Here is a 22,186-nt window from a genome sequence, read left to right as displayed (position 1 = left end):
CAATACCGCGTCAGACCGCATGACGGGCGCGCGCAGTGCTTTTGCAGCAAGCGTGCAGGGGGTGTTCGATGCTAGACATAGGCTGGACAGAACTTCTGGTGATCGGTGTGGTTGCGCTGATTGTCGTTGGTCCGAAAGACCTGCCGAAAATGTTCCGGACCCTGGGTCAGTTCACGGCCAAGGCCCGCAATATGGCGCGCGAATTCCAGCGTGCCATGGATGAAGCCGCGGATGAAACAGGCGTCAAGGATGTCGCGCGCGACCTGCGCGGGATGACTGACCCCCAAAAGATGGGGCTTGATGAACTGAACAAGATGAAAAACTGGGATCCACTGAAATCCGACACCCCGGCAAAGCGCAAGACCAGGGATTCCGATGCCGGGGATAACCTGGAGGAACTGGATGATATCGCCGCCGGGATGGAGCAGGCACCCAGCGACCATGCGCCCGAAACCGGTGCTGCAACAACCCGACCAGCAAAAGACAGTTCAGCCGAATCCCCGAAAGATGACCCGGCGTCCAAAGCCTAGGCCGCTGCGCGAGAGCATGACATGACAAAACCCCCTGCCAAGGACGAGATCGAAGACAAAGGCGCGCCCCTGATCGAACATCTGGCGGAATTGCGGTCACGGCTGATAAAATCCGTGCTGGCCTTTGTTGTCGCGATGCTGGCCTGTTTCGCGATTGCGACGCCGATCTTCAACTTTCTGACCGCGCCCTTGTGTTCGGCGCTGGCAGATCGCGGCCAGAACTGTGACCTGATTTTCATCAGCCCGCAGGAAGGGTTCTTTGTTGCGATCAAAGTGTCGATTCTGGGCGGCTTCATGCTGGCCTTTCCGATGATCGCGACGCAGATGTGGCGGTTCGTTGCGCCGGGCCTTTACCGGTCGGAAAAGGGGGCGTTCCTGCCCTTTCTGGTTGCATCGCCCTTCATGTTCCTTCTGGGCGCGTCCTTTGCGTTTTATGTTGTCACCCCGCTGGCCTATAATTTCTTCCTGAGCTTCCAGCAATTTGGGGCCACAGGCGAAGCGCTGGATGGCGGGCAGGCGGCTGCGCCCTTGTCGGTGGTGTTTCAGGGGTCGGCGCAGGAATATCTGAACCTGACGATAAAATTCATCGTGGCATTCGGCCTGTGCTTTCAGTTGCCGGTTCTGCTGACCCTGATGGGCAAGGCGGGGCTGGTGTCAGAGGCTGGGCTGCAGGCTGGGCGCAAATGGGCGATCGTGGGTATTCTGACATTGGCCGCGTTGGTCACCCCGCCCGACGTGATAACGCAGGTCATCCTGTTTGTGGTGGTTTATGGCCTGTATGAGATTTCGATCTTCCTTGTTGCGCGGGTTGAAAAGAAGCGGAATGAACAGTTGCGCCGCGAAGGATTGCTGGACGAAGATGACGAGATTTTCGCAGATGAGTTGGAAGACGAGAAATGACCTTGCCGCCCTTCGTCCTGCCATCTGACACAGAAAGTCCGGGTTCGCCGGAACCAGACCTGTCCGCAAACATGGCGCGTATTGCCGATGCACTGGAACGCCTGTCACCGCCCGCCAGCGCCGCGCCGGATTTTGGCGCGGCAGATGCGTTTGTGTGGCATGTTGCGCCTGACCATGTTCAGCCGGTCGCGCAGGTCAATCGTGTAGCGTTGGAATTGCTGGTAGGGATTGGCCGCGCGCGCGACACGTTACTGGCCAATACGTTGCAGTTTGCCCGTGGTCTGCCCGCCAATAACGCGCTTTTATGGGGCGCGCGCGGAATGGGAAAATCATCGCTGGTAAAGGCCGTGCATGCGGCTGTGCTGGATCAGGTGCCGCAATCCGCGCTGAAGCTGGTGGAAATTCAGCGCGAGGATCTACCATCCATCGGGCGGCTGATGGCGCATTTGCGCAAGGCTGATGCGCGGTTCGTCCTGTATTGCGATGATCTGTCCTTCAGCCATGATGACCAGCATTACAAGTCGCTGAAGGCGGTTCTGGATGGCGGTGTTGAAGGGCGGCCTGACAATGTGGTGCTGTATGCCACATCGAACCGCCGCCACCTGATGCCGCGCGACATGATCGAGAATGAACGTTCAACGGCAATTTCCCCGTCCGAGGCGGTTGAGGAAAAAGTGTCGCTGTCGGATCGTTTTGGCCTGTGGTTGGGGTTTCACCCCTGCGATCAGGACGAATATCTGGCCATGATACAGGGCTATTGCACCGCCTATGGCCTGCATATCGACCCCGCGCGCCTGCGCGCAGAAGCGATTGAATGGCAGGCCACACGCGGCAGCCGTTCGGGCCGTGTTGCGTGGCAGTTTTTCATCGATCTGGCCGGGCGCGAAGGGCTGCGTATCTAACGGGCTTCAAAGCGGGATTGGGTCGGGGCGGGGAACCGGTTTGTTGCGGTCGCTCAAAGGTGCGGAACAAAGGCCGCAGGCCGCCGCCTGCCGATACCGCCAGCGTCAGTCCAAGTCTTGAATGTCGGAGGTTTGCAGCCAGCATAAAGTGCGCCCCCAAAGCGTCGGATCGGCAGTCCCTGGCCCGCCGATGGTGCAGGCTTTGTGAAAGGGACAATGTCACCATCAGGCCCGGTTGAACTGGCCTCACATATCCATCACACCCTAAGCAGCAGCGTCAAAAATCGCGTCGATCATGACCTGATTGCCCCGCGACATTTCCAGCGGGCAGGCGAACGCTTCGCCGGTCTGCGCCGATTTGCCGAAGGCTTCGATCATCAGCGCATATTGGTTCACGCTGTTGAAATGCTCGCGCGTCATGCGTCCGTTGGCATCGCACCATTCCACGCGGCAATCCCCGTAGGTTGGCCCGTTAAACGGCGCGTTCAGGGCGATCCAGCCATCCTGGCCATGAAACACCATTTGCTGACGTCGCGCCTGCATCATGCCGCAATAGAATGACATGGTGAAATCCGCGAAATCGGCCCAGACGCGGGCGAAAATATCGACACCATTCTGGCTGCGGATATCGGCGCGCAAGGCTTGCGGTTCGGCCCCCGTTGTCATCCGTGCTGTGATACAGGGATAAACGCCCACATCGCGCACCCCACCGCCACCCATCGCGGCGATATGGCGGATATTGGTCAGATCGCGGTTGGTATAGGTGAAACACCCTTCGACATGTTCCAGCTTGCCAATGGCCCCTTGCGCCAAAAGATCGCGCGCCAATGCCCATTGCGGGTGATGGGCCACCATGAAGGCTTCGGCAATCAGCTTGCCTGTCGCATCGCGCGTGGTGATCAGCTGGTCGATTTCATCCGCCTGCAGTGCGATGGGTTTTTCACACAGCACATGCTTGCCCGCCTGCGCCGCTTTCAGCGACCATTCGACATGCAGGTGGTTGGGCAGCGGAATATAGATCGCATCCACATCCGGGTTGGCCAGCAGCGCGTCATAGCTGTCGTGAACCTGTATCGCGGGTGCCAATGCCTGAAAGGGCGGGGCGCGGTCGATGTCGCGTGTGGCGACTGCAACCAGTTCCGCCCCTTGTGCAAGCATGATAGCAGGCGCAACTTCCGTTCGGGCGATCTTGGCCGCCCCCAGTATTCCCCAGCGCATGGTTCTGTCCCTGTTTACTGATGTGTTAGCGCAACCATACACCCTGAACCCCACAACACAAGGGCTTCGCGCCCATTGACGACCGTGCGCCTGCGGCGTAGGGCAGGAACAGCAACAAGGACGGACAAGATGAACCTGTTTTCCGATATTCGTGCGCTGGTGCTGGACTGTTTACAGGCCATGGTCGCCGATAGCGCGTTGCCGCAGGGGCTTGATTTCGGCAATGTCGCGGTCGAACCTCCGCGCGACCCCGCCCATGGGGATATGGCGACAAATGCGGCGATGGTGCTGGCCAAACCTGCCGGGATGAAACCGCGCGATATTGCCGACGCGCTGGCCGCGCGTCTGACTGCCGATGACCGTATCAGCAACGCTGATGTCGCGGGACCGGGGTTTCTGAACCTGCGTTTGTCGCCTGCGCTATGGCAGGGTGTTGTTGCAACGGCGCTGCGCGAGGGGCTTGATTACGGTCGCTCCGATATGGGGCAAGGCCTGCGGGTGAATGTCGAATTCGTGTCTGCCAACCCGACCGGGCCGATGCATGTGGGCCACACGCGCGGGGCCGTGGTAGGCGATGCGCTGTGCAACCTGCTGGCTTTCGCGGGTTATGACGTGACGCGCGAATATTACATCAACGACGGCGGCGCGCAGGTCGATGTTCTGGCCCGTTCGGCTTATGAACGCTACCGCGAAGCGCATGGGCTGTCGCCCGAAATCGCTGAAGGGCTGTATCCCGGTGAATACCTGATCGCAGTGGGCGAAGCGCTGAAGGCTGAATTCGGCGATAAGTTTCTGAACCAACCGGAATCCGTCTGGCTGGAAACCGTGCGCAATTTTTCCACTGACCGGATGATGGTCATGATCCGCGAGGATCTGGCCGCGCTTGGCGTTCGCATGGATGTCTATTCATCCGAAAAGGCACTTTACGGCACGGGCGAGATTGAGACCGCGATCGAAAAACTGCGCGCGCAGGGCCTGATCTATACCGGCACACTGGAGCCGCCAAAGGGCAAGACCCTGGAAGATTGGGAACCGCGTGAACAGACACTGTTCCGGTCAACCGCGCATGGCGATGATGTGGACCGCCCGATCATGAAATCGGACGGAAGCTGGACCTATTTCGCGCCGGATATCGCGTATCACTACAACAAGGTATCGCGCGGTTTTGACATGCTGATCGATATTTTCGGCGCCGATCATGGCGGCTATGTCAAGCGCATGAAGGCGGCGGTGTCGGCACTGTCCAACGGGCGGGTGCCGCTGGAGGTCAAGCTGATCCAGCTGGTGAAGCTCTATAAGAATGGCGAGCCGTTCAAGATGTCCAAACGCGCGGGCACCTTTGTCACCCTGCGCGATGTGGTCGAAGAAGTCGGCGCAGATGTGACCCGCTTTGTCATGCTGACGCGCAAGAATGACGCGACGCTGGATTTCGATTTCGCGCGTGTGCTGGAGCAGTCCAAGGATAATCCGGTGTTTTACGTGCAATATGCCCATGCGCGGATTTGTTCGGTGCTGCGCAAGGCGGCGGATATGGGCGCCGCAACTGACGATCCGGCGCTGGCGCAGGCTGCATTGGCACGGCTGGATGACCCCGCAGAACTGGCCCTGATACGCAAGCTGGCGGAATGGCCGCGGATGGTCGAACTGGCTGCCCGCACCCAGGAACCGCACCGGGTTGCCGCCTATCTGTCTGAAGTCGCTGCAGAATTCCATGGATTGTGGAACCGCGGCAATGACACCCCCGCGCTTCGTTTTGTGCAAGAGGGCGATCTTGCCACAACTTCAGCCAAAATCGCGCTGGCCCGCGCGACAAGCGTTGTTATTTCTGCTGGTCTTGTTATCTTGGGGGTCACGCCGGTTACGGAAATGCGCTGAAAACGCGGTTTTCTGACCAATACGTGGACAGGGCGGCACAGATCGCCCTGTGATTAATAAAAATGGGCGCGAAAATACGCGCCAAACAGCGGCAGTGTCGAGCAGGCATCTTGCCAGACGTCGGAATACATGTGTGCGGACGCAGGGATTTTCTGTGCGGCTTGCGCGTGAAAGAGGCAGTTATGGGTGAGAGCAGGTATTTTCCCGCAAATAATGCCTATGGTCATGTGCCAGTGTCAGATAGTTCTGGCCATGGCCATAATGATGCACGGTCTTATCATGCATATGGCCGGGATGGGGGGTATCCGCCACATCCTGACCCTTATATGACGCGCCAGCCGGCCCCGGGATATGCCCCTGTCCATGAACCGGCGCGCGGATATGCGCCCTATCCGGAACATGCGCGTCCCTATGCACCCGGTCCCGCCCATGATCTCCAGTTCCATCAGCATGCACCCTATCATGATATGCCGCGTCATGCTGCGCATCAGCAGGTTCCGCTTTCGGGTGGTGGCGGGCATGATGTCAGGATGCGGCCCAAAGCTGTTGTGCATGCATTGGGGGCGGTGACATCGCTTGCGCTTGTGGTGGCGGCGGGCATCTGGACATGGCAGTTGATGCAGCGCGATGTATCCGGGGTTCCGGTGGTGCGCGCACTGGAAGGGCCATCGCGTGTTGCGCCTGAAAATCCGGGTGGACGACAGGCTGCATTTCAGGGGCTGTCCATCAATGAACTAGCCGCTGCGGGCGAAGTGGAAAACCCCGACTCCATCGTTCTTGCGCCCCCGCCTACGGGACTGGGCGCAAATGATATTGATCCCCGCCGCGCTGATCAGGGGCAGCCCGCTGCGACAGATAATGTCGATGAAATGGTGCCGGTCCCTGTTGCGCTGCAGCGCGATGTCCCGGAAACCAGCAGCGCGCCACTGGGTTTTGTGTCCCCGAACAGGCTTGCGGTTTCCACCTCGCCCCGGCCACCGGCGCGTGGGCAGGCGGTGCAGGTTGCAGCCGCAGCGCCGCGTACCCAGCCACAGGCACAGGCACCCGCGCCGACAGTTTCAAGCAGTTCTTCGGACGCTGATGCCATCGCGGCCTCGGTCGCGGCTGGTCTGTCATCGCCGCGGGGGCTGGATGTGGACCCTGCCAGCATTGGGCCGGGCACGCGGCTGGTGCAACTTGGTGCCTATGATGATGCGCCTGCGGCGCGTGCCGCATGGGACCAGTTGGCGCGCCGCTTCTCCCCCTTGCTTGATGACCGTGGTCGCGTGATCGAGGCTGCCCATAGTGGCGGGTCGGTTTTCTATCGTTTGCGCGCGCATGGGTTCGAGGATGAACGTGATGCACGGCGTTTCTGCGCAGCGCTTGTTGCCCAGAATATCGATTGTATTCCGGTTCTTGTGCGATGAGCACAGCACCGCGTGCGGTGATTTTCGGGTGCGAAGGGACGCGGCTTGGCGCGCAGGAACGGCGCTTTCTGGCGCGCGCGGCCCCTTGGGGGGCGATCCTGTTCGCGCGCAATATCGAAACTCCTGACCAGCTTACTGCGCTAACATCGGACTGGCGCGATGCGCTGGGGCGCGATCTGCCGATCCTGATCGATCAGGAAGGCGGGCGCGTGCAGCGCATGCGTGCGCCCCATTGGCGCGAATGGATCCCCGCGCTGGAGCAAAGCCGGCGCAGCCCCGATCCTGCACGCGCGATGTATCTGCGCGGCCGTCTGATCGCGGCCGAACTGCACGCGGTTGGTGTGAATGTGAATTGCGCGCCGCTGGCGGATATTGCCCGTGCGCAGACCCATGCGATCCTGCACAACCGTTGCTATGGGCAGGATCTGGAAACCGTGATTGCCTGCGCGCGCGCCATGGCTGACGGCTTACTGGCAGGCGGGGTTTTGCCCGTGCTGAAGCATATTCCCGGCCATGGCCGTGCGGGTATGGACAGCCATCTGGCCCTGCCGGTGGTCGATACCCCGCTTCAGGTGTTGGAAGAAACGGATTTCGCGGCCTTTCACGCGCTTGCCGATCTGCCTTTGGCGATGAGTGCGCATCTGGTGTTTTCCGCCATTGACCCTGATCTGCCCGCGACAATATCGCCGCGGATGGTTGGTCTTATTCGCGACAATATCGGGTTTCAGGGCCTGTTGATGAGCGATGATATTTCTATGCAGGCGTTAAGCGGCCCGGTTGCGGCGCGCGCGATTGCGGCCTTGCAGGCCGGGTGCGATATTGTTCTGCATTGCAATGGTGATATGGATGAAATGCGCAGCCTTGCTGATACATGCCCGCCCCTGACCACAGAATCCTGGCAGCGCGCGCAATCTGCATTGGCGCAACGCAATGCCCCTGATGCGGCTGATACGGGCGCATTGCAGGCTGAATATGATGCGCTTCTTGGTACAGCGTGACATTGCTTGACTTCGCATCGCCCGTCTGCCCATCCTGTCGCAAATACCCGAACGGAGCTGACCCGCATGAGCCTTGCCCCATGGGATGAGTTGCGCACTGCGCTGCATGTTGCACGCGCGGGTACTGTCAGCGGGGCGGCGCAGGCGCTGGGGGTGCATCACGCAACGGTCATCCGGCATGTTGATGCGCTGGAAGACCGGCTTGGTGTCAAGCTGTTCCAGCGCCATGCCAAGGGCTATTCCCCGACTGAGGCCGGTCAGGCATTGGCAGAAGTGGCCGGGGGGGCCGAGCAGAATTTTGATGCGCTGGCTGCCAGACTTCATGGGTTGCAGGACGGGATCAGCGGTGAACTGGTGATCACCACAGTCCCGGAGCTATGCCTGCTTATCATGCCTGCGGTTCAGTCACTTGTGGCCGCCCATCCCGCGCTGAAACCCTGCCTGCGCACCGAAGAACGTGTGTTGCAACTGGAATACGGGGAAGCGCATCTTGCCATCCGCGCGGGTGCCCGCCCGCAGGAACCGGACAATGTGGTGCAGGCACTGGGGCATCTGCCCTTCGCGCTGTATGGCGCAGAAAGCTATCTGGCACAGCATGGCACCCCGAAGGATCTGGATGATCTGAGCACCCACCGGTTCATCGGCGCGGATGTAACGCATATTCGCGCCCCGTTCGATGTCTGGCTGCAGAAGGCAGGGCATAAGGTCGGCCTGCGCAGCAACAGTTCCATGGTCCGTGCCGAAGCAACGCGCGCAGGTCTGGGGCTTGGGTTTCTGACGCCCGCGCTTGTGCCCGGTGGCTTGGTGCAGGTGCTTGCGCCGCAACCCGAATGGGCGGTGCCGATCTGGCTGGTCACACATGTCGATCTGCATCGAAGCGCAAAGGTTCAGGCCGCAACTGCCGCCTTCAAGCAGATACTGGCCCCGGCATCAGGTTAGATAAGCAGAAAACCGGGAACCGGTTTTCCGCTATAGTTGCTACTCCTGCCACCACCAGACATCAGGTTGAAACCCGATCCAGTCGCCATATACCGGCAGGCGTTCGGGATATTGCAATTCGCGGGCATGGGCGATGCGCGCGCGGTCGTTGAACCAAAAGGGCACGACATGCCGTCCCGCAGTCAGAACACGGTCCAGCGCGCGGGCGCTTGCAATGAAATCATCCTGATCGGTGGACGTCACCAGCCGTTCGATCAGCGCATCGAGAGCCGGGTTCTGCACCCCCATCCAGTTGCGCGACCCTTCTGCGGTGGCGGCCTCTGACCCCCAGTACAGCCGCTGTTCAGCGCCGGGGGACAGCGACAGACCACGGATCATATAGGTCATGTCGAAATCAAACCCATTCGTGCGTTCAGTATATTGCGCCGAATCGATCTGGGCCACATTCACATCCATGCCCAGCCGTATCAGGGCTTCGGTATAGATATTGGCGATGGCCAGCACTTCGCTGGACCCTTGCCGCAACAGGATGGTAAAGCGGAACGGGTCGCCATTATCATTCCGCAACAAACCGGCGCTGTCGGCCTGCCAACCGGCTTCTGCCAGCAGATTGGTGGCCGCGCGCATATTGGCACGGTTTGCCACGCTGCCATCTGATGTAGGTAGGGTGTAGCCTTCCAGCGTGCCGGGCAGAAGATCATCTGCGAAAGGGGCCAGAAACTCCGCCACGCGCCCGGTCGCCGGCCCGTCGCGCATGCCCAGCACCGAGTTGCTGAAATAAGACGTAATGCGCGGGTCTTCGGACCCGTTGATCACCTGATGGATATAGTCGTAGTTGAAGGCGTGAATCATCGCCTCGCGCACGCGCCAGTCCGAAAACAGTGGATTGCGGCTATTCATCACGAATCCCGCAATCCCTGACGGGCGTTCATGCGGGATGATCGATTTCACCACCTCGCCCGCCTGCATCGCGGGAAAATCATAGCGGGTGTTCCAGGCATTGGCATTGGTTTCACGCATGGTATTCAGCATGCCAGAGGTGAACGCCTCGAACATGGCGGTGCCATCGCCGAAAAATTCCATGCGGATTTCATCAAGATTGGCCTGACCACGCATGAACGGCAGGTCATTGCCCCAATAGTCGGGATTACGCTTCAGGTAGACATAGCGCCCCGCCTCAAAGCGGTCGATGACATAGGGGCCCGTGGTGATCGGAATGACCGATGTGCCCGATTCGCCGAAATCCAGCCCTTCCCATTGGGCCTTTTGCAGGATCGGGCGCATGCCCATGATCAGTGGCAGTTCACGGTCCGGTTCCGTGAATGTGAAGCGGATGGACCGCTCGCCCGTAATTTCTGCGCTTTCTACGCGAGCCCAGGTGCCGTGATAGCGGGGGTGCCCCTCTGTGCCCAGCGTTTCATAGGACCACAGGACATCTTCCACTGTCACGGGGCTGCCATCTGAAAAACGCGCCTCCGGGCGCAGGGTGAATTCGACCCAGGACCGCTCGTCATCGGTTTCGACTGATTCGGCCAGAACCCCGTAAAGGGTGAAGGGTTCGTCCCAGTTGCGGCCCATCAGGCTTTCATAGGCCAGATATTGCAATTGCCACGGGCTGCGCCCTTTCAGGATATGCGGGTTAAGCGAATCGAAGCCGCCGACTTCCCCCTGAACGATTCGTCCACCTGCAGGCGCATCAGGGTTGACATGGGGCAGATGTTCAAAATCTGGTGGTAGAGCAGGGTCGCCATACATAGCTATGCCATGGCTGGGCTGCGAAAGCGCAGGGAAAGCTGCGCCACAGCTTAGCACAAAGGCGATTATCGCTGCTGTATGCTGATAAAATCGTGATAACATTGAAGCGACTCCTGGGGGTTATGCGGGCAGCGTTTCCCTATACGCTACAGTCGGTTGACAGAGTTTTCAAACTTTTAGCTTGGAACGTGCGGTCACAAGGTCTATATATGAGTCACTGCTCGATAGGTTTCTTGCCTGTATGAAACCTGCCTCAATTACTGACGCCCGCCTTGTGCGGGCGTTTTTTTTACAATTCGTTTCTTCGGATCACCATTCCCCCCGCAGCTACCCTTTGGTTTTTACCGGCGCAGGGTCTATGCTGCAGGGCAGAGAAATATGTAAGAAGGACAGAAGAATGCAGCTTGCAGGAAAACGCGCGATTGTTACCGGATCGAATTCGGGAATCGGGCTGGGCGTTGCGCGTGAACTGGCGCGCGCCGGTGCAGATGTGGTGATCAATTCCTTTACCGACACGTCTGACGATCATCGGATCGCCGCAGATATTGCCAGCGAAACCGGTGTGACGGTCACATATATTCAGGCCGACATGTCGAAGGCAGATGATTGCCGCGCCCTGATCGAAAAGGCGGGCGGCTGCGATATTCTTGTCAATAACGCGGGCATTCAGCATGTCGCCCGGATAGAGGAATTCCCCGCCGACAAATGGGATGCGATTATCGCAATCAACCTGTCGTCATCCTTTCATACCACCGCGGCGGCCCTGCCGGGAATGTATGCCAAGGGCTGGGGGCGGGTGATCAATATTGCATCCGCGCATGGTCTGACGGCCAGCCCCTATAAATCTGCCTATATCGCGGCAAAGCACGGGGTTGTAGGGCTGAGCAAGACCACAGCGCTGGAAGCGGCAGGCAAGGGCGTGACCTGCAACGCCATATGTCCGGGCTATGTGCTGACACCTATCGTTGAGAAACAGATCCCCGACCAGATGAAGACCCATAACATGGACCGCGAAACGGTCATCAGGGAAGTCATGTTGTCGCGTCAGCCTTCGGGTGAATTTGCCACTGTTGAACAGATCGGCGGGACGACAGTGTTTCTGTGCTCCGATGCGGCAGCCCAGATCACCGGTACCACGATTTCGGTTGATGGGGGCTGGACGGCTCTTTGATGATGGGGGCGGCCCTGATGTTGAAATGAATATTTCCGGCAAGGTGAAGATGCGGTGTCGTGCATCCCGCCAAAGGGTTTTGCGCAGGTTCGCCCGCGCGTGGTTGTCCGGAAGCTGCATATACGTGAACTGCCGCGCCGGTGATCGGGGGCATTGTGCCACCCGCCACCCAGGCGCGCTACTGAAAGGCTGCTGAATGGTAAAGCGCATCAATCTGGCATTGCAGGGCGGGGGCGCGCATGGGGCGTTTACCTGGGGTGTTCTGGACCGCCTGCTACAGGATGACAGCATCGAGATTGCTGCGATTTCGGGAACATCGGCAGGGGCGCTGAACGCCGCGGCCCTGAAGGCGGGCATGACCGAAGGCGGGCGCGCAGGCGCACGCGCGCTGCTGGACCAGATATGGCATCAGGTGGGCGCAGTGCACGACCTGCGCCTGACAGGCTGGATCGCGCAGGCCTTGCCGCCGGTCGGTGTGATAAATTCATGGATGGAAAGCGTGATGCCGGTATCGCCCATGGATATTGCAGCGCTGGTGACCAGCCCCTATCAATATGGTCCCTTGTATCGCAACCCGCTGGAACCGGTCGTGCGGTCCCTGCGGTTTGACAATGTGTGCAGCCGTGAGGGGCCGGAACTGTATATCGCTGCGACCAATGTGCGTAGTGGCAAGATACGGGTGTTTTCCGGCGATGAACTGTCCTGCGATGTCATCCTGGCATCGGCCTGCCTGCCGACATTGTTTCAGGCCGTGGAATTCACGGACCCGAAATCCGGCAAGGAAGAGGCCTTCTGGGATGGCGGATATACCGGAAATCCCGCGTTGTTTCCCTTGTTCGAGGCGCATCTGCCTGATGATATCATGATTGTGAATATCAACCCGCTGACCCGCGACACGCTGCCACGCACGGCGCAGGAAATTCAGAATCGTCTGAACGAGATCAGTTTCAATTCATCCCTGTTGCGGGAAATGCGGGCGATCGGTTTTGTCAAACGCCTGATAGCCGAAGGCCGGATGGAGCGCGGAAAGATGAAGGACGTTCTGTTGCATATGATTGCGGATGATGAGTTGATGAACACGCTGTCTGTTACCAGCAAGGTCACACCAACCCCTTATCTGCTACACAGTCTGAAAGAAGCAGGGCGCGTGGCCTGTGATCGCTTTCTGGACCAGCATATGGCGGATCTGAACACGCGCACGACAATCGATCTGGAAGCGATGTTCAGCTAGGGTCACTGGCGGGCAGTACCACGCCATTGTTGCGCGTCTTTCCCTTGCCCGTGTCGGGATAGACCAGCCCGGCTGAAATGACCAGTTTGGCGGCGTCTTCGATCGACATGTTCAGTTCGATCACATCTTCGCGCGGGACAAACAGCAGGAACCCCGATGTCGGGTTGGGCGTTGTCGGCAGGAAGATCGATACCATGTCGCCCTTCTCGGACAGGTGGTCCCCGATTTCCCCGCGCGTGGTCGTGGAAATGAAGGCCATCGCCCATATGCCGGGACGCGGGTACTGCACCAGACAGGCGCGGTCGAATGTGGGTGCAGTGCGTGCCAGTATCGTATCGGCAATCTGTTTGACTGCATTATAGATGGACCGGATGATCGGCATCGCCTCGACTATGCGTTCGCCCCAGTTGACCAGCGTGCGCCCGATCAGGCCTTTGGTGAAATAGCCCATCACAAGTGTAAAGATCACAAAGACAATCACCCCTGCTCCGGGTACATCCAGACCGATCACCGCCTGCGGGTGAAAGCTGCTCGGGAACAGCGGAAGAACCAGCCCGTCAATCCAGGTGATCACATTCCAGACCAACCAGATAGTCAGCACGCCGGGCGCGATTACGGCCAGACCGGCGATGAAATTGCCGCGGAGCGATGCGATCAGGCCGCGTTTGCTTGGGTCTTGGCTCATGCGATACTTCCATGTTGCAGGTGTTTTGCATAGATGTGACAGACATCACCGCGATGCAAGCGCCTTTGCAAACGCCACGCCAGGGCTGCAGCTATGACGTAGCGCCATATGCGCCTGCGGGAGTCCGGCAGTGGGGCAGAGGTATCGCGCTCATTCGCGTTCAAGCGCCGCTCTCTGACCTTTTGATACCGCATGTGGGAAAGCAGAAAACCGGTTCCCACTTTTGCACAACATGCGCTACAGACATACCCATGTATGAGGATTTTTCAGAACGGCTTTTTACGCATTATGTCGGTGGTGCGTGGCGTGCGCCACTGGGAACGCGCGCGATACCTGTTGTCACCCTGGATGGTAGGGTGGCGGGGCAGGTCATTGCCGCAGAACCGGCGGATATAGCGCGCCTGTGCAAAGGCCTGCGCGGGGCCGATACTGCGGCGCTGGCGCGGTTTTCCGCGCGCGTTGCACAGGCTGCTGATGATCTGGCACAGGCGCTTGCCATGCAGGGCGCGTGCCCTGACCGTACAGCCATGGTGCAACTGGGTGCCGGTATTGGGGCCAGTGACGGCAACATGCGCCATCCGGTCTGCTTGCACGGGTCTGTGCGGCAGGCCCCGCAAAGATTCGGCCAGCGCCTGGGGCAGGGGTTGGCCTGCGGCCTTGTCTACTGCCCGCCAGCAAACGAGGCGCTGTTCGCGACGCTGCTTACCTGTCTTGCGGCAGAAGCGGACATGCCGCCGGGCGCGTTCAACCTGCTGCATGGCGATCCTGCGCAAACATTATCAATGCTGGCGCAGGCAGATGTGCCATGTCTTCAGGACGCGCGATAGCGCGTGTTACAGATACAGCCGCGCACCGAACACCTTGGCCGGAACATCTGAACGGCTCATGCCCATTTCGGCCAGTTCTTCGTCCGATTTGCTGTTGTAAAAGGTGATGCGCTTGTAGGTCGGTGACAATGTTGCAAGATGTGTCAGAAATGCCAGAAGGCGCTTACCGAACGCGCTGCCGCCGATATGAATATTGGTTGTGATGCTTGCCATTTGGAAACCCTTTCAGAAGGTGTTTCCTCCCTTGATCCTCAAGATAGGTCAGAAGCGCTGACATCACCAGTGCAGGTTCGGCAACCCCGCCTTGCGCTGGGCGCAATGCCGGAAATCAACGGATTATTAACCTATCATCGCCAGATTGATTGCGCGGGCATGCGAAAAGTTCTCGCTTTGTCCTGATGATTGGGTTATGGAACATTAGTTGAACAAACCTGCGATTGCCGCGCGCGGCGCGCTGTGGAATAAGGGGCGGAACAATGGCTGTAGTGGATTTGCTGACAATGACTGACAAGCGGACGGCAGAAAAACAAAAGGCGCTTGATTCAGCGCTTGCCCAGATTGAACGGCAGTTCGGCAAAGGGTCGATCATGAAGCTGGGCGCAGGCGCCCCCGTGGCAGAGATTGAATCAACATCCACAGGGTCGCTGGGGTTGGATATCGCGCTGGGGATCGGTGGTCTGCCAAAAGGGCGTATCATCGAAATCTATGGTCCTGAAAGTTCGGGCAAGACAACGCTGACGCTGCATGCCGTGGCCGAAGAACAGAAAAAAGGCGGCATCTGCGCCTTTGTTGATGCCGAGCATGCGCTTGACCCGCTTTATGCGCGCAAACTGGGCGTGAATCTGGATGAATTGCTGATCTCGCAGCCTGATACTGGTGAACAGGCACTTGAAATCGTTGATACGCTGGTGCGTTCAGGGGCTGTGTCTATGGTCGTGGTTGATTCGGTCGCGGCATTGACGCCTAAATCCGAACTTGAAGGTGACATGGGCGATTCGAATGTCGGCGTGCATGCGCGGCTGATGTCGCAGGCCATGCGCAAGCTGACCGGTTCGATTTCGCGGTCGAACTGCATGGTGATTTTCATCAACCAGATCCGCATGAAAATCGGTGTCATGTTCGGCAGTCCCGAAACCACTACTGGCGGCAATGCATTGAAATTCTATGCCTCTGTCCGGCTGGACATCCGCCGCATCGGCGCGATCAAGGACCGGGATGAAATTGTCGGCAACCAGACCCGCGTGAAGGTCGTCAAGAACAAGGTCGCACCGCCCTTCAAGCAGGTGGAATTCGACATCATGTATGGCGAAGGCATTTCCAAAACCGGTGAATTGCTGGATCTTGGGGTCAAGGCGGGCGTGGTTGAAAAATCGGGCGCGTGGTATTCCTATGGGGATGAACGTATCGGGCAGGGACGGGAGAATGCGAAAACCTTTCTGAAGGAAAACCCGCAACGCGCCCTGGAAATTGAAGACAAGATCCGTGCCGCCCATGGGCTGGACTTTCCCATGGCAGATGGTGACACCCCCCTGACAGAGGATTGACGGGCATTCAGGCGTGTGCTTACCCGGCATGCGCCTGAACCGTAACCCGCTGCCGGAATTTCGTTTTTCCGGATGAAGCATCTGCCGACCCGGGTGGTTCTGTCGCCGCGTGACATGGATTTACGCAGCTCTGCGCAGATCAGTCACGCGCGTTTCTTGCTCAGGTGTGGACAGGCCCTGTCTGCGCGGATAAACGGGTTTCAAACCTGCCCTGTCCCGTTTTCCGCGCCGGAGTGAAAAATGCCCAGCCTGAACGACATTCGCACGACTTTCCTTGATTACTTTGCCCGGAACGGGCACGCGGTGGTCGACAGCTCGCCCCTGGTTCCGCGCAATGACCCGACATTGATGTTCACCAATTCCGGTATGGTGCAGTTCAAGAATGTCTTTACCGGGTTGGAACATCGCGACTACAATCGCGCGACCACCTCTCAGAAATGCGTGCGCGCGGGTGGCAAGCATAATGATCTGGACAATGTGGGCTATACTGCGCGTCACCATACGTTCTTTGAAATGCTGGGGAATTTCAGCTTCGGCGATTACTTCAAATCGGATGCGATCCCCTTTGCATGGGAATTGCTGACCCGTGATTTCGATATCCCGAAGGACCGGCTTCTGGTCACTGTTTATCATACCGATGATGAAGCCGCGGATATGTGGAAGAAGGTTGCGGGCCTGTCGGATGACCGGATCATCCGCATTCCGACTGATGACAATTTCTGGCGCATGGGGCCGACCGGTCCTTGCGGTCCCTGCACCGAGATTTTCTTCGATCACGGTCCCAGCATCTGGGGCGGCCCTCCGGGCAGTGCGGATGAAGATGGCGACCGTTTCATTGAAATCTGGAACCTTGTTTTCATGCAGAATGAACAGCATGAAGATGGCCGCCTGACTGACCTGCCGCGCCAGTCCATCGATACCGGCATGGGGCTGGAACGGATCGGTGCGCTATTGCAGGGCAAGCATGACAATTACGACACTGACCTGATGCGTGCGCTGATCGAAGCCTCCAGCCACGCCACCAGTTCAGACCCCGATGGACCGGGCAAGACCCACCACCGCGTCATTGCCGACCATCTGCGCGCCGTTTCATTTCTTATTGCTGACGGGGTGATGCCCGCCAATGATGGGCGCGGCTATGTCCTGCGCCGGATCATGCGCCGCGCGATGCGCCATGCCCATATGCTGGGCGCGCAAGATCCGGTGATGCACCGCCTTGTGCCCGTGCTGGTCACGGCGATGGGCGGCCACTATACTGAATTGCGCGATGCGCAGGCCCTGATCACCGAAACCCTGCGCGCTGAAGAAACCCGTTTCCGCCAGACGCTTGACCGCGGCCTGAAACTTCTGGATGCCGAGTTGGAAGGGTTGCCCGAAGGGGCCGCGCTGACAGGCGAAGCGGCGTTCAAGCTGTATGACACATTCGGGTTTCCGCTGGATCTGACGCAGGATGCCTTGCGCGAACGCGGTCGCAGCGTGGATGTCGCGGGATTTGACGCCGCGATGGCGGAACAGAAGGCCCGCGCGCGCGCCAGCTGGGCGGGATCTGGCGAAGCTGCGGATGCCACGATCTGGTTCGATCTGGCGGATCGATTGGGCACCGCAGAGTTTCTGGGCGATGATATGGAAACCGCAGAGGGCCAGGTTCTTGCGCTGGTCGCCGACGGGGCAGAGGTAGCTTCCGCCACCGGCACTGTGCAGATCATCACCAATCAGACCCCGTTTTACGCCGAATCCGGCGGGCAGGTGGGCGATTGTGGTTTTATCCGGTCGGGCACCGGTGTGGCCGAAGTGACCGACACGCGCAAATCTGCCGGGCTTATCATCCATTTCGCGAATGTGACCGAAGGCGAAATCGTGACCGGCCAGCCGGTCAGGCTGGAAGTGTCCCATACCCGCCGCAGCGCCATCCGCGCCAACCATTCGGCCACGCATTTGTTGCACGAAGCGCTGCGCCGTGCGCTGGGCGACCATGTAGCGCAAAAAGGGTCGCTGAATGCGCATGACAGGCTGCGGTTCGATTTCAGCCATGGTGCCGCGATCAGTGCAGATGATCTGGCGCAGATCGAGGCAGAGGTGAATAGCTTCATCCGCCAGAACACCCCGGTCGAAACGCGCATCATGACACCCGATGAGGCGCGCGCGCTGGGTGCGCAGGCGCTGTTTGGTGAAAAATATGGTGATGAAGTGCGCGTTGTGTCCATGGGCAACCTGCCCGGTTCGGGCAAGGGGCATGATGGCAACACCTATTCGCTGGAACTTTGCGGCGGGACCCATGTTGCACGCACTGGCGATATCGGCGCGTTTGTCCTGCTGGGGGATGCAGCATCATCCGCCGGGGTGCGCCGTGTCGAGGCGCTGACCGGGCAAGCCGCACTGGAATATCTGCGCGCGCAGGATGCCCGCCTGTCGGATATTGCAGGCCTGCTGAAAGCCCCCGCGCAGGATGTGGGCGGGCGTGTCCGCGCTCTGCTGGATGAACGCCGTGCGCTTCAGAACGAGATCGCGCAATTGAAGCGCCAGGTGGCAATGGGTGGCAGTGGTGATGGTGGGGATGACCTGCGCGATGTGGCAGGTATCAAGGTCATTGCCAAGGTCATGGACGGCGTGTCAGGCAAGGATCTGCCGCCACTGATAGACGCGATGAAAGAGAAACTTGGCTCCGGAGCGGTTATCCTTATCGCCGATACCGGAGGTAAACCAGCCGTGGCGGCAGGTGTGACAGCGGATCTGACTGACCGGTTTTCCGCTGTTGAGCTGGTGCGCGCGGTTGTGGCCGGGCTTGGCGGCAAGGGCGGAGGTGGTCGCCCGGATATGGCACAGGGCGGCGGGGCTGATATTGCAAATGCCGATGCGGCCCTGGCCGCGGCCCTGTCCCTGATAGAAAAGGAATCCGTATGAGCGCGCTTTGGATTGCACATGTTGAGGTAACGGACCCTGACGCCTATGGCGAATATGCCAAACGGGCGACAGGGGCGATTGCGGCGCATGGCGGCGTATTTATCGCACGGGGCGGGCGCTATGTTCAGCTTGAAGGGCGCGATCGCGCGCGCAACGTTGTCGCGCGGTTTCCGTCGTTGGAAGACGCGGTCGCCTGCTATCATTCAGCGGCCTATCAGGAAGCCCTTGGGTTTGCCAAAGGCGCGGCTGAACGGGATCTGGTCATCGTTGAAGAGGTCAACCCGGACTGAACTTCTGGCATGCACCCGTGGTGTGTGACAGATTCTGTTGACCCGGCGGTCAGGCCGCAAACGGATCGGACGGATAGCCGACACCGGTCAGATATAGCCCATCGGGCGGGCTGACCGGGCCGCACGCAGTGCGGTCGCGCGCGTCCAGTGCGGTTTTTACATCTTCCGGCGCCCATGCGCCCGCGCCCACGCGTTCGAGTGTGCCGACGATGCTGCGCACCTGATTGTGCAGAAATGACCGTGCGCGTAGGGAAAACCGGAATTCCTGACCTTCGGGCAGATCCTCGCAAGTGATGTCCAATGCATCCAGCGTCTTGCAGGGCGATGCCGCCTGACATTGGCTTGCGCGGAACGTGGTGAAATCATGCAGGCCCAGCAGATGGGTCGCCGCCTGTTGCATGGGCGCGAGTTGCAGCGCGTGGCGGATATGCCATACCTGACCCGCCGCGAATGTGGGGGGCGCGCGCCGGGCCAGCAAGCGGAACAGATAGCGCCGCTCAGTGGCGGAAAAACGCGCGTGAAACCCCTCATCAACCTGCGCGCAGGCCAGAATGGCGACAGGGGCCGGGCGCAGGTGGTGGTTCAGCGCTTCCATCAGGCGAAAGGGGTTCCAGTCGCGGCGCATATCGCAATGGGCAACCTGCGCAGTGGCATGCACGCCAGTATCCGTGCGCCCGGCTGCCCCGATGGACGGCAGATCGTGTTCCAGTTTGGCCAGTGCAGCCTCGATTGCGCCCTGCACGGATGGCAGGGTTGCCTGACGTTGCCAGCCGCAAAAGGGCCGGCCATCATATTCGATTTTCAGGGCATAGCGTGGCATGAGCGCGCAATTAACGTGGGCGCGCCGGTTTGGCAATCAGCCTTCTGCGTCCAGAATCGCGCGCAACCCGCTTTCGTAATCCGGATACAGCAACTCAACTCCCAGATCGCGCTTGATCCGGTCATTGCGGACACGCTTGCTGTCGGCATAGAAACTGCGCGCCATGGGCGTCAGGTCCGCATCCTCAAAGGGGATTTCGGGCGGGACCGGCATTCCGGCAAGGCGTGCGGCACAGGCCAGCACATCCTGCGGCGGGGCCGGGTGATCATCGCAAAGATTATAGACGCGATTGCCTATGTCGGAATGGATTGCGCGATCCAGCGCCTGACCAATATCGGCCTGATGAATGCGTGAAAAATATTGCCCGGGTTTGACGACACGCTGCGCGCGCCCTTCGCGGAGTTTGGCTATAGGGCCACGACCCGGCCCGTATATGCCCGCCAGCCGGAAGATATGCAGCCGGACCCCCGCGCGGGCGCAGATATCCTGCCACGCGGTTTCCGCATTCACACGCGCCCGGGCGCGTGCGGATACCGCATTGGGGACCGTGTCTTCGTCAACCCACGCCCCCTGATGGTCGCCATAGATTCCGATTGTGGACAGGTATCCGACCCAGCGCAGATGCGTCGCGCTGGCAATCTGGTCACCATGCGCGGCCAGTACCGGGTCATCCTGTCGCGGCGCGACGGAGGTCAGTACATGCGTGGCCTGTGCCAGCGGCAAGGGGGTTCCCGGCCAGATCAGCGGTGTTACGCCGCGCGCGGCCATGGCATGGGCCTTGTCGGCGTTGCGTGTGGTTCCGATGATGGTCCAGCCGCGCGGCAGCAACAGCGGCTCCAGCGCCTGCGCGCTGTATCCGTGGCCGATTGAAAGAAGTGTTCCTGTCATGCGGCCAGTATTGGGTCATGTGTAGTGGCACCGCAAGGGCCGGAATGCGCATTTTCCCACTGGCAGGGCGGGGGCGCTGCTGGCAGGGTAGTGAAAATTGCAAAGGTTTGATCAATGACCCCGGAAACGATAAAATATGCGGTGATCATGCTGGCCGCAGGCATCGGCGTGCCGGTTCTGGCGGCCTTGAACGCCCAGCTTGGTACACGCATCGGATCGCCCGCGATTGCGGGCGCGATGATGTTCCTGATCGCGGGTATTGCGGCGATGGGGGTTGCTGCGGTTCTGGGCCAGACCAACGCCCTGGCCGCATTGCCGACACAGCCCAGGCACCTGTTTCTGGCGGGGCTTCTGATCGCGTTCTACTTGCTGTCGATTTCCTGGGTGGCACCGCGTTTCGGGGTAGGGAATGCGGTGATGTTCGTGCTTCTGGGACAGATTGTTGCGATCTGCGTGATTGACCAGTTCGGCCTTTTCGGGGCGCGGCTGCGTCCGCTGGATCTGCCGCGCATTGCGGGCATTGTGCTGATGGCAGTGGGGGTGGTGCTGGCCCAACGCCCGCCATCATAGAGCCGGTTTGGATTGCTGATCGCGCCTGATGGCATTGTAGGGCCGGTCAATTCCGGCCTGAACGGGACGCTGACCTATGCACAAAGCCCACGTCAGCGGTGGACCGGGGACTGCCGGTCCCACATCGGAGACGTTCACTTTATGCAGGCGTCACAATCCTGAGTTCATAAGCTTGACGTGACATCAGTGAAATCGGCGGGTCAAGGGACCGCCCGCCGATCGCGCGTTTTCCGGGCTTTCGCCGCGCCACTGGCGCGACGGTCCCTTCAAACCCTGCGGCCTTTGCTCCGCGCCTCGGGAATGCGCCCCAACGTCCCCTTCAGGCCAAACCACCCGCCAACAGGCCGTCTCAGCCTGATCCGATTACGCCGGGGGCCGGGGCTTTCATGTGAAAAGGCGGGCCATATCAGGCCCGCCTTTTTCAGCGTGTCGTATTCCGGATGCGTGCTCAGGCCTTGCTGGCGCCGTGGTCCTGTGCGCCTGCGGCATGGCCGAAATATGCGACCAGAGCGGTCCATGCCTTGTGAACGCCAGCCTGAATATACGCCGCGCGCATGCGCCGCGCTTCTTTTTCCAGTTGGGTGACATCCAGAACTGTCAGTGTCTCGTTGTGAAGCGTTTCCATTGTGTGTGCCTTGCGATGGTGTTTGTCTCTTGTTGACGAAGGTAGACGCTGCGCCGCAGCATTGCGAGGGACAATTCGGAAAGCCCGCTATGCAGCAGACGCATTCCTGCG

Annotated in this window: 21 protein-coding genes; 14 read left to right on the top strand and 7 right to left on the bottom strand. The window is 59.7% G+C overall.

Annotated elements, in window-relative coordinates:
- Window positions 1-68: 68 nt before the first annotated feature.
- The 3 genes from tatB (at window position 69) to PUT78_RS08970 (ending at window position 2,332) form a co-directional block, all read left to right on the top strand.
- The gene (tatB, locus tag PUT78_RS08980) at window positions 69-530 is read left to right on the top strand and encodes a Sec-independent protein translocase protein TatB (protein WP_274351915.1); all 462 of its coding nucleotides are present in this window, start codon (window positions 69-71) and stop codon (window positions 528-530) included.
- A 21-nt stretch (window positions 531-551) separates the two neighbouring features.
- A complete protein-coding gene (gene tatC / locus PUT78_RS08975) occupies window positions 552-1,430 on the top strand; it encodes a twin-arginine translocase subunit TatC (RefSeq protein WP_274351914.1) in 879 nt (292 codons plus the stop codon).
- Window positions 1,431-1,501: 71 nt separating this feature from the next.
- Window positions 1,502-2,332 carry an ATP-binding protein gene (locus PUT78_RS08970; protein ID WP_274351991.1) on the top strand — a complete coding sequence of 277 codons (831 nt, stop codon included), beginning with the start codon at window positions 1,502-1,504 and terminating at the stop codon, window positions 2,330-2,332.
- Window positions 2,333-2,596: 264 nt separating this feature from the next.
- Here PUT78_RS08970 and PUT78_RS08965 read toward each other — a convergent pair whose 3' ends face one another.
- Complete coding sequence (locus PUT78_RS08965) at window positions 2,597-3,550, bottom strand: Gfo/Idh/MocA family protein (RefSeq protein WP_274351913.1); 954 nt, start codon at window positions 3,548-3,550, stop codon at window positions 2,597-2,599.
- A gap of 129 nt (window positions 3,551-3,679) precedes the next feature.
- Here PUT78_RS08965 and argS point away from each other — a divergent pair, with 129 nt between their 5' ends.
- The 4 genes from argS (at window position 3,680) to PUT78_RS08945 (ending at window position 8,768) form a co-directional block, all read left to right on the top strand.
- A complete protein-coding gene (gene argS / locus PUT78_RS08960; protein WP_274351912.1) occupies window positions 3,680-5,425 on the top strand; it encodes an arginine--tRNA ligase in 1,746 nt (581 codons plus the stop codon).
- Window positions 5,426-5,751: 326 nt separating this feature from the next.
- On the top strand, window positions 5,752-6,831 hold the full coding sequence (locus tag PUT78_RS08955; protein WP_274351911.1) for an SPOR domain-containing protein: 1,080 nt from the start codon (window positions 5,752-5,754) through the stop codon (window positions 6,829-6,831).
- Window positions 6,828-7,829 carry a beta-N-acetylhexosaminidase gene (nagZ, locus tag PUT78_RS08950; RefSeq protein ID WP_274351910.1) on the top strand — a complete coding sequence of 334 codons (1,002 nt, stop codon included), beginning with the start codon at window positions 6,828-6,830 and terminating at the stop codon, window positions 7,827-7,829. The genes PUT78_RS08955 and nagZ overlap by 4 nt, the downstream gene beginning before the upstream one ends.
- A gap of 66 nt (window positions 7,830-7,895) precedes the next feature.
- Entirely contained in the window at window positions 7,896-8,768 is an 873-nt protein-coding gene (locus tag PUT78_RS08945) for a LysR family transcriptional regulator (protein ID WP_274351909.1), read from the top strand.
- Window positions 8,769-8,807: 39 nt separating this feature from the next.
- Here the strand turns inward: PUT78_RS08945 and PUT78_RS08940 are convergent, their stop codons facing one another.
- Complete coding sequence (locus PUT78_RS08940) at window positions 8,808-10,625, bottom strand: extracellular solute-binding protein (protein WP_420793482.1); 1,818 nt, start codon at window positions 10,623-10,625, stop codon at window positions 8,808-8,810.
- Between the two features lie 295 nt (window positions 10,626-10,920).
- Here PUT78_RS08940 and PUT78_RS08935 point away from each other — a divergent pair, with 295 nt between their 5' ends.
- Entirely contained in the window at window positions 10,921-11,694 is a 774-nt protein-coding gene (locus PUT78_RS08935) for a 3-hydroxybutyrate dehydrogenase (RefSeq protein WP_274351908.1), read from the top strand.
- Between the two features lie 196 nt (window positions 11,695-11,890).
- Complete coding sequence (locus tag PUT78_RS08930; RefSeq protein WP_274351907.1) at window positions 11,891-12,925, top strand: patatin-like phospholipase family protein; 1,035 nt, start codon at window positions 11,891-11,893, stop codon at window positions 12,923-12,925.
- On the opposite strand, the gene PUT78_RS08925 is transcribed toward PUT78_RS08930, so the two are convergent.
- A complete protein-coding gene (locus tag PUT78_RS08925) occupies window positions 12,918-13,610 on the bottom strand; it encodes a DUF502 domain-containing protein (protein ID WP_274351906.1) in 693 nt (230 codons plus the stop codon). The two genes, PUT78_RS08930 and PUT78_RS08925, sit on opposite strands and share 8 nt — an antisense overlap.
- Window positions 13,611-13,861: 251 nt before the next feature.
- On the opposite strand from PUT78_RS08925, the gene PUT78_RS08920 reads away from it, so the two are divergent.
- Complete coding sequence (locus PUT78_RS08920) at window positions 13,862-14,437, top strand: hypothetical protein (protein ID WP_274351905.1); 576 nt, start codon at window positions 13,862-13,864, stop codon at window positions 14,435-14,437.
- 6 nt (window positions 14,438-14,443) lie between these two features.
- On the opposite strand, the gene PUT78_RS08915 is transcribed toward PUT78_RS08920, so the two are convergent.
- Window positions 14,444-14,650, bottom strand: a complete 207-nt coding sequence (locus PUT78_RS08915; protein ID WP_274351904.1) for a hypothetical protein — start codon at window positions 14,648-14,650, stop codon at window positions 14,444-14,446.
- 263 nt (window positions 14,651-14,913) lie between these two features.
- On the opposite strand from PUT78_RS08915, the gene recA reads away from it, so the two are divergent.
- From recA to PUT78_RS08900, 3 genes are all read left to right on the top strand, one after another.
- On the top strand, window positions 14,914-15,981 hold the full coding sequence (gene recA / locus PUT78_RS08910) for a recombinase RecA (RefSeq protein WP_274351903.1): 1,068 nt from the start codon (window positions 14,914-14,916) through the stop codon (window positions 15,979-15,981).
- Between the two features lie 240 nt (window positions 15,982-16,221).
- Window positions 16,222-18,882 (top strand): alanine--tRNA ligase, encoded by a 2,661-nt coding sequence (gene alaS / locus PUT78_RS08905; RefSeq protein WP_274351902.1) that lies wholly within the window; start codon window positions 16,222-16,224, stop codon window positions 18,880-18,882.
- Window positions 18,879-19,172: a DUF1330 domain-containing protein gene (locus tag PUT78_RS08900; protein WP_274351901.1), complete on the top strand. Its 294-nt coding sequence runs from the start codon at window positions 18,879-18,881 to the stop codon at window positions 19,170-19,172. Before alaS ends, PUT78_RS08900 begins: the two co-directional genes overlap by 4 nt.
- A 49-nt stretch (window positions 19,173-19,221) precedes the next feature.
- Here PUT78_RS08900 and truA read toward each other — a convergent pair whose 3' ends face one another.
- Both truA and PUT78_RS08890 read right to left on the bottom strand, forming a co-directional pair.
- On the bottom strand, window positions 19,222-19,992 hold the full coding sequence (gene truA / locus PUT78_RS08895; protein ID WP_274351900.1) for a tRNA pseudouridine(38-40) synthase TruA: 771 nt from the start codon (window positions 19,990-19,992) through the stop codon (window positions 19,222-19,224).
- Window positions 19,993-20,028: 36 nt separating this feature from the next.
- Window positions 20,029-20,880: an SDR family oxidoreductase gene (locus tag PUT78_RS08890; RefSeq protein ID WP_274351899.1), complete on the bottom strand. Its 852-nt coding sequence runs from the start codon at window positions 20,878-20,880 to the stop codon at window positions 20,029-20,031.
- A gap of 114 nt (window positions 20,881-20,994) precedes the next feature.
- Here PUT78_RS08890 and PUT78_RS08885 point away from each other — a divergent pair, with 114 nt between their 5' ends.
- Complete coding sequence (locus PUT78_RS08885) at window positions 20,995-21,450, top strand: DMT family transporter (protein ID WP_274351898.1); 456 nt, start codon at window positions 20,995-20,997, stop codon at window positions 21,448-21,450.
- 448 nt (window positions 21,451-21,898) lie between these two features.
- Here PUT78_RS08885 and PUT78_RS08880 read toward each other — a convergent pair whose 3' ends face one another.
- On the bottom strand, window positions 21,899-22,075 hold the full coding sequence (locus PUT78_RS08880; protein WP_274351897.1) for an RSP_7527 family protein: 177 nt from the start codon (window positions 22,073-22,075) through the stop codon (window positions 21,899-21,901).
- Window positions 22,076-22,186 lie beyond the last annotated feature (111 nt).

Source organism: Roseinatronobacter alkalisoli, from assembly GCF_028745735.1.
Taxonomy (GTDB): domain Bacteria; phylum Pseudomonadota; class Alphaproteobacteria; order Rhodobacterales; family Rhodobacteraceae; genus Roseinatronobacter; species Roseinatronobacter alkalisoli.
Note: the sequence above shows the minus strand (reverse complement) of the source record. Positions and strands in the feature narration are given on the sequence as shown.

Coding starts and splice junctions, on each gene's coding strand:
- tatB (WP_274351915.1), top strand. CDS start 69: ATGCTAGACATAGGCTGGACAGAACTTCTGGTGATCGGTGTGGTTGCG.
- tatC (WP_274351914.1), top strand. CDS start 552: ATGACAAAACCCCCTGCCAAGGACGAGATCGAAGACAAAGGCGCGCCC.
- PUT78_RS08970 (WP_274351991.1), top strand. CDS start 1,502: ATGGCGCGTATTGCCGATGCACTGGAACGCCTGTCACCGCCCGCCAGC.
- PUT78_RS08965 (WP_274351913.1), bottom strand. CDS start 3,550: ATGCGCTGGGGAATACTGGGGGCGGCCAAGATCGCCCGAACGGAAGTT.
- argS (WP_274351912.1), top strand. CDS start 3,680: ATGAACCTGTTTTCCGATATTCGTGCGCTGGTGCTGGACTGTTTACAG.
- PUT78_RS08955 (WP_274351911.1), top strand. CDS start 5,752: ATGACGCGCCAGCCGGCCCCGGGATATGCCCCTGTCCATGAACCGGCG.
- nagZ (WP_274351910.1), top strand. CDS start 6,828: ATGAGCACAGCACCGCGTGCGGTGATTTTCGGGTGCGAAGGGACGCGG.
- PUT78_RS08945 (WP_274351909.1), top strand. CDS start 7,896: ATGAGCCTTGCCCCATGGGATGAGTTGCGCACTGCGCTGCATGTTGCA.
- PUT78_RS08940 (WP_420793482.1), bottom strand. CDS start 10,625: ATGTTATCACGATTTTATCAGCATACAGCAGCGATAATCGCCTTTGTG.
- PUT78_RS08935 (WP_274351908.1), top strand. CDS start 10,921: ATGCAGCTTGCAGGAAAACGCGCGATTGTTACCGGATCGAATTCGGGA.
- PUT78_RS08930 (WP_274351907.1), top strand. CDS start 11,891: ATGGTAAAGCGCATCAATCTGGCATTGCAGGGCGGGGGCGCGCATGGG.
- PUT78_RS08925 (WP_274351906.1), bottom strand. CDS start 13,610: ATGAGCCAAGACCCAAGCAAACGCGGCCTGATCGCATCGCTCCGCGGC.
- PUT78_RS08920 (WP_274351905.1), top strand. CDS start 13,862: ATGTATGAGGATTTTTCAGAACGGCTTTTTACGCATTATGTCGGTGGT.
- PUT78_RS08915 (WP_274351904.1), bottom strand. CDS start 14,650: ATGGCAAGCATCACAACCAATATTCATATCGGCGGCAGCGCGTTCGGT.
- recA (WP_274351903.1), top strand. CDS start 14,914: ATGGCTGTAGTGGATTTGCTGACAATGACTGACAAGCGGACGGCAGAA.
- alaS (WP_274351902.1), top strand. CDS start 16,222: ATGCCCAGCCTGAACGACATTCGCACGACTTTCCTTGATTACTTTGCC.
- PUT78_RS08900 (WP_274351901.1), top strand. CDS start 18,879: ATGAGCGCGCTTTGGATTGCACATGTTGAGGTAACGGACCCTGACGCC.
- truA (WP_274351900.1), bottom strand. CDS start 19,992: ATGCCACGCTATGCCCTGAAAATCGAATATGATGGCCGGCCCTTTTGC.
- PUT78_RS08890 (WP_274351899.1), bottom strand. CDS start 20,880: ATGACAGGAACACTTCTTTCAATCGGCCACGGATACAGCGCGCAGGCG.
- PUT78_RS08885 (WP_274351898.1), top strand. CDS start 20,995: ATGACCCCGGAAACGATAAAATATGCGGTGATCATGCTGGCCGCAGGC.
- PUT78_RS08880 (WP_274351897.1), bottom strand. CDS start 22,075: ATGGAAACGCTTCACAACGAGACACTGACAGTTCTGGATGTCACCCAA.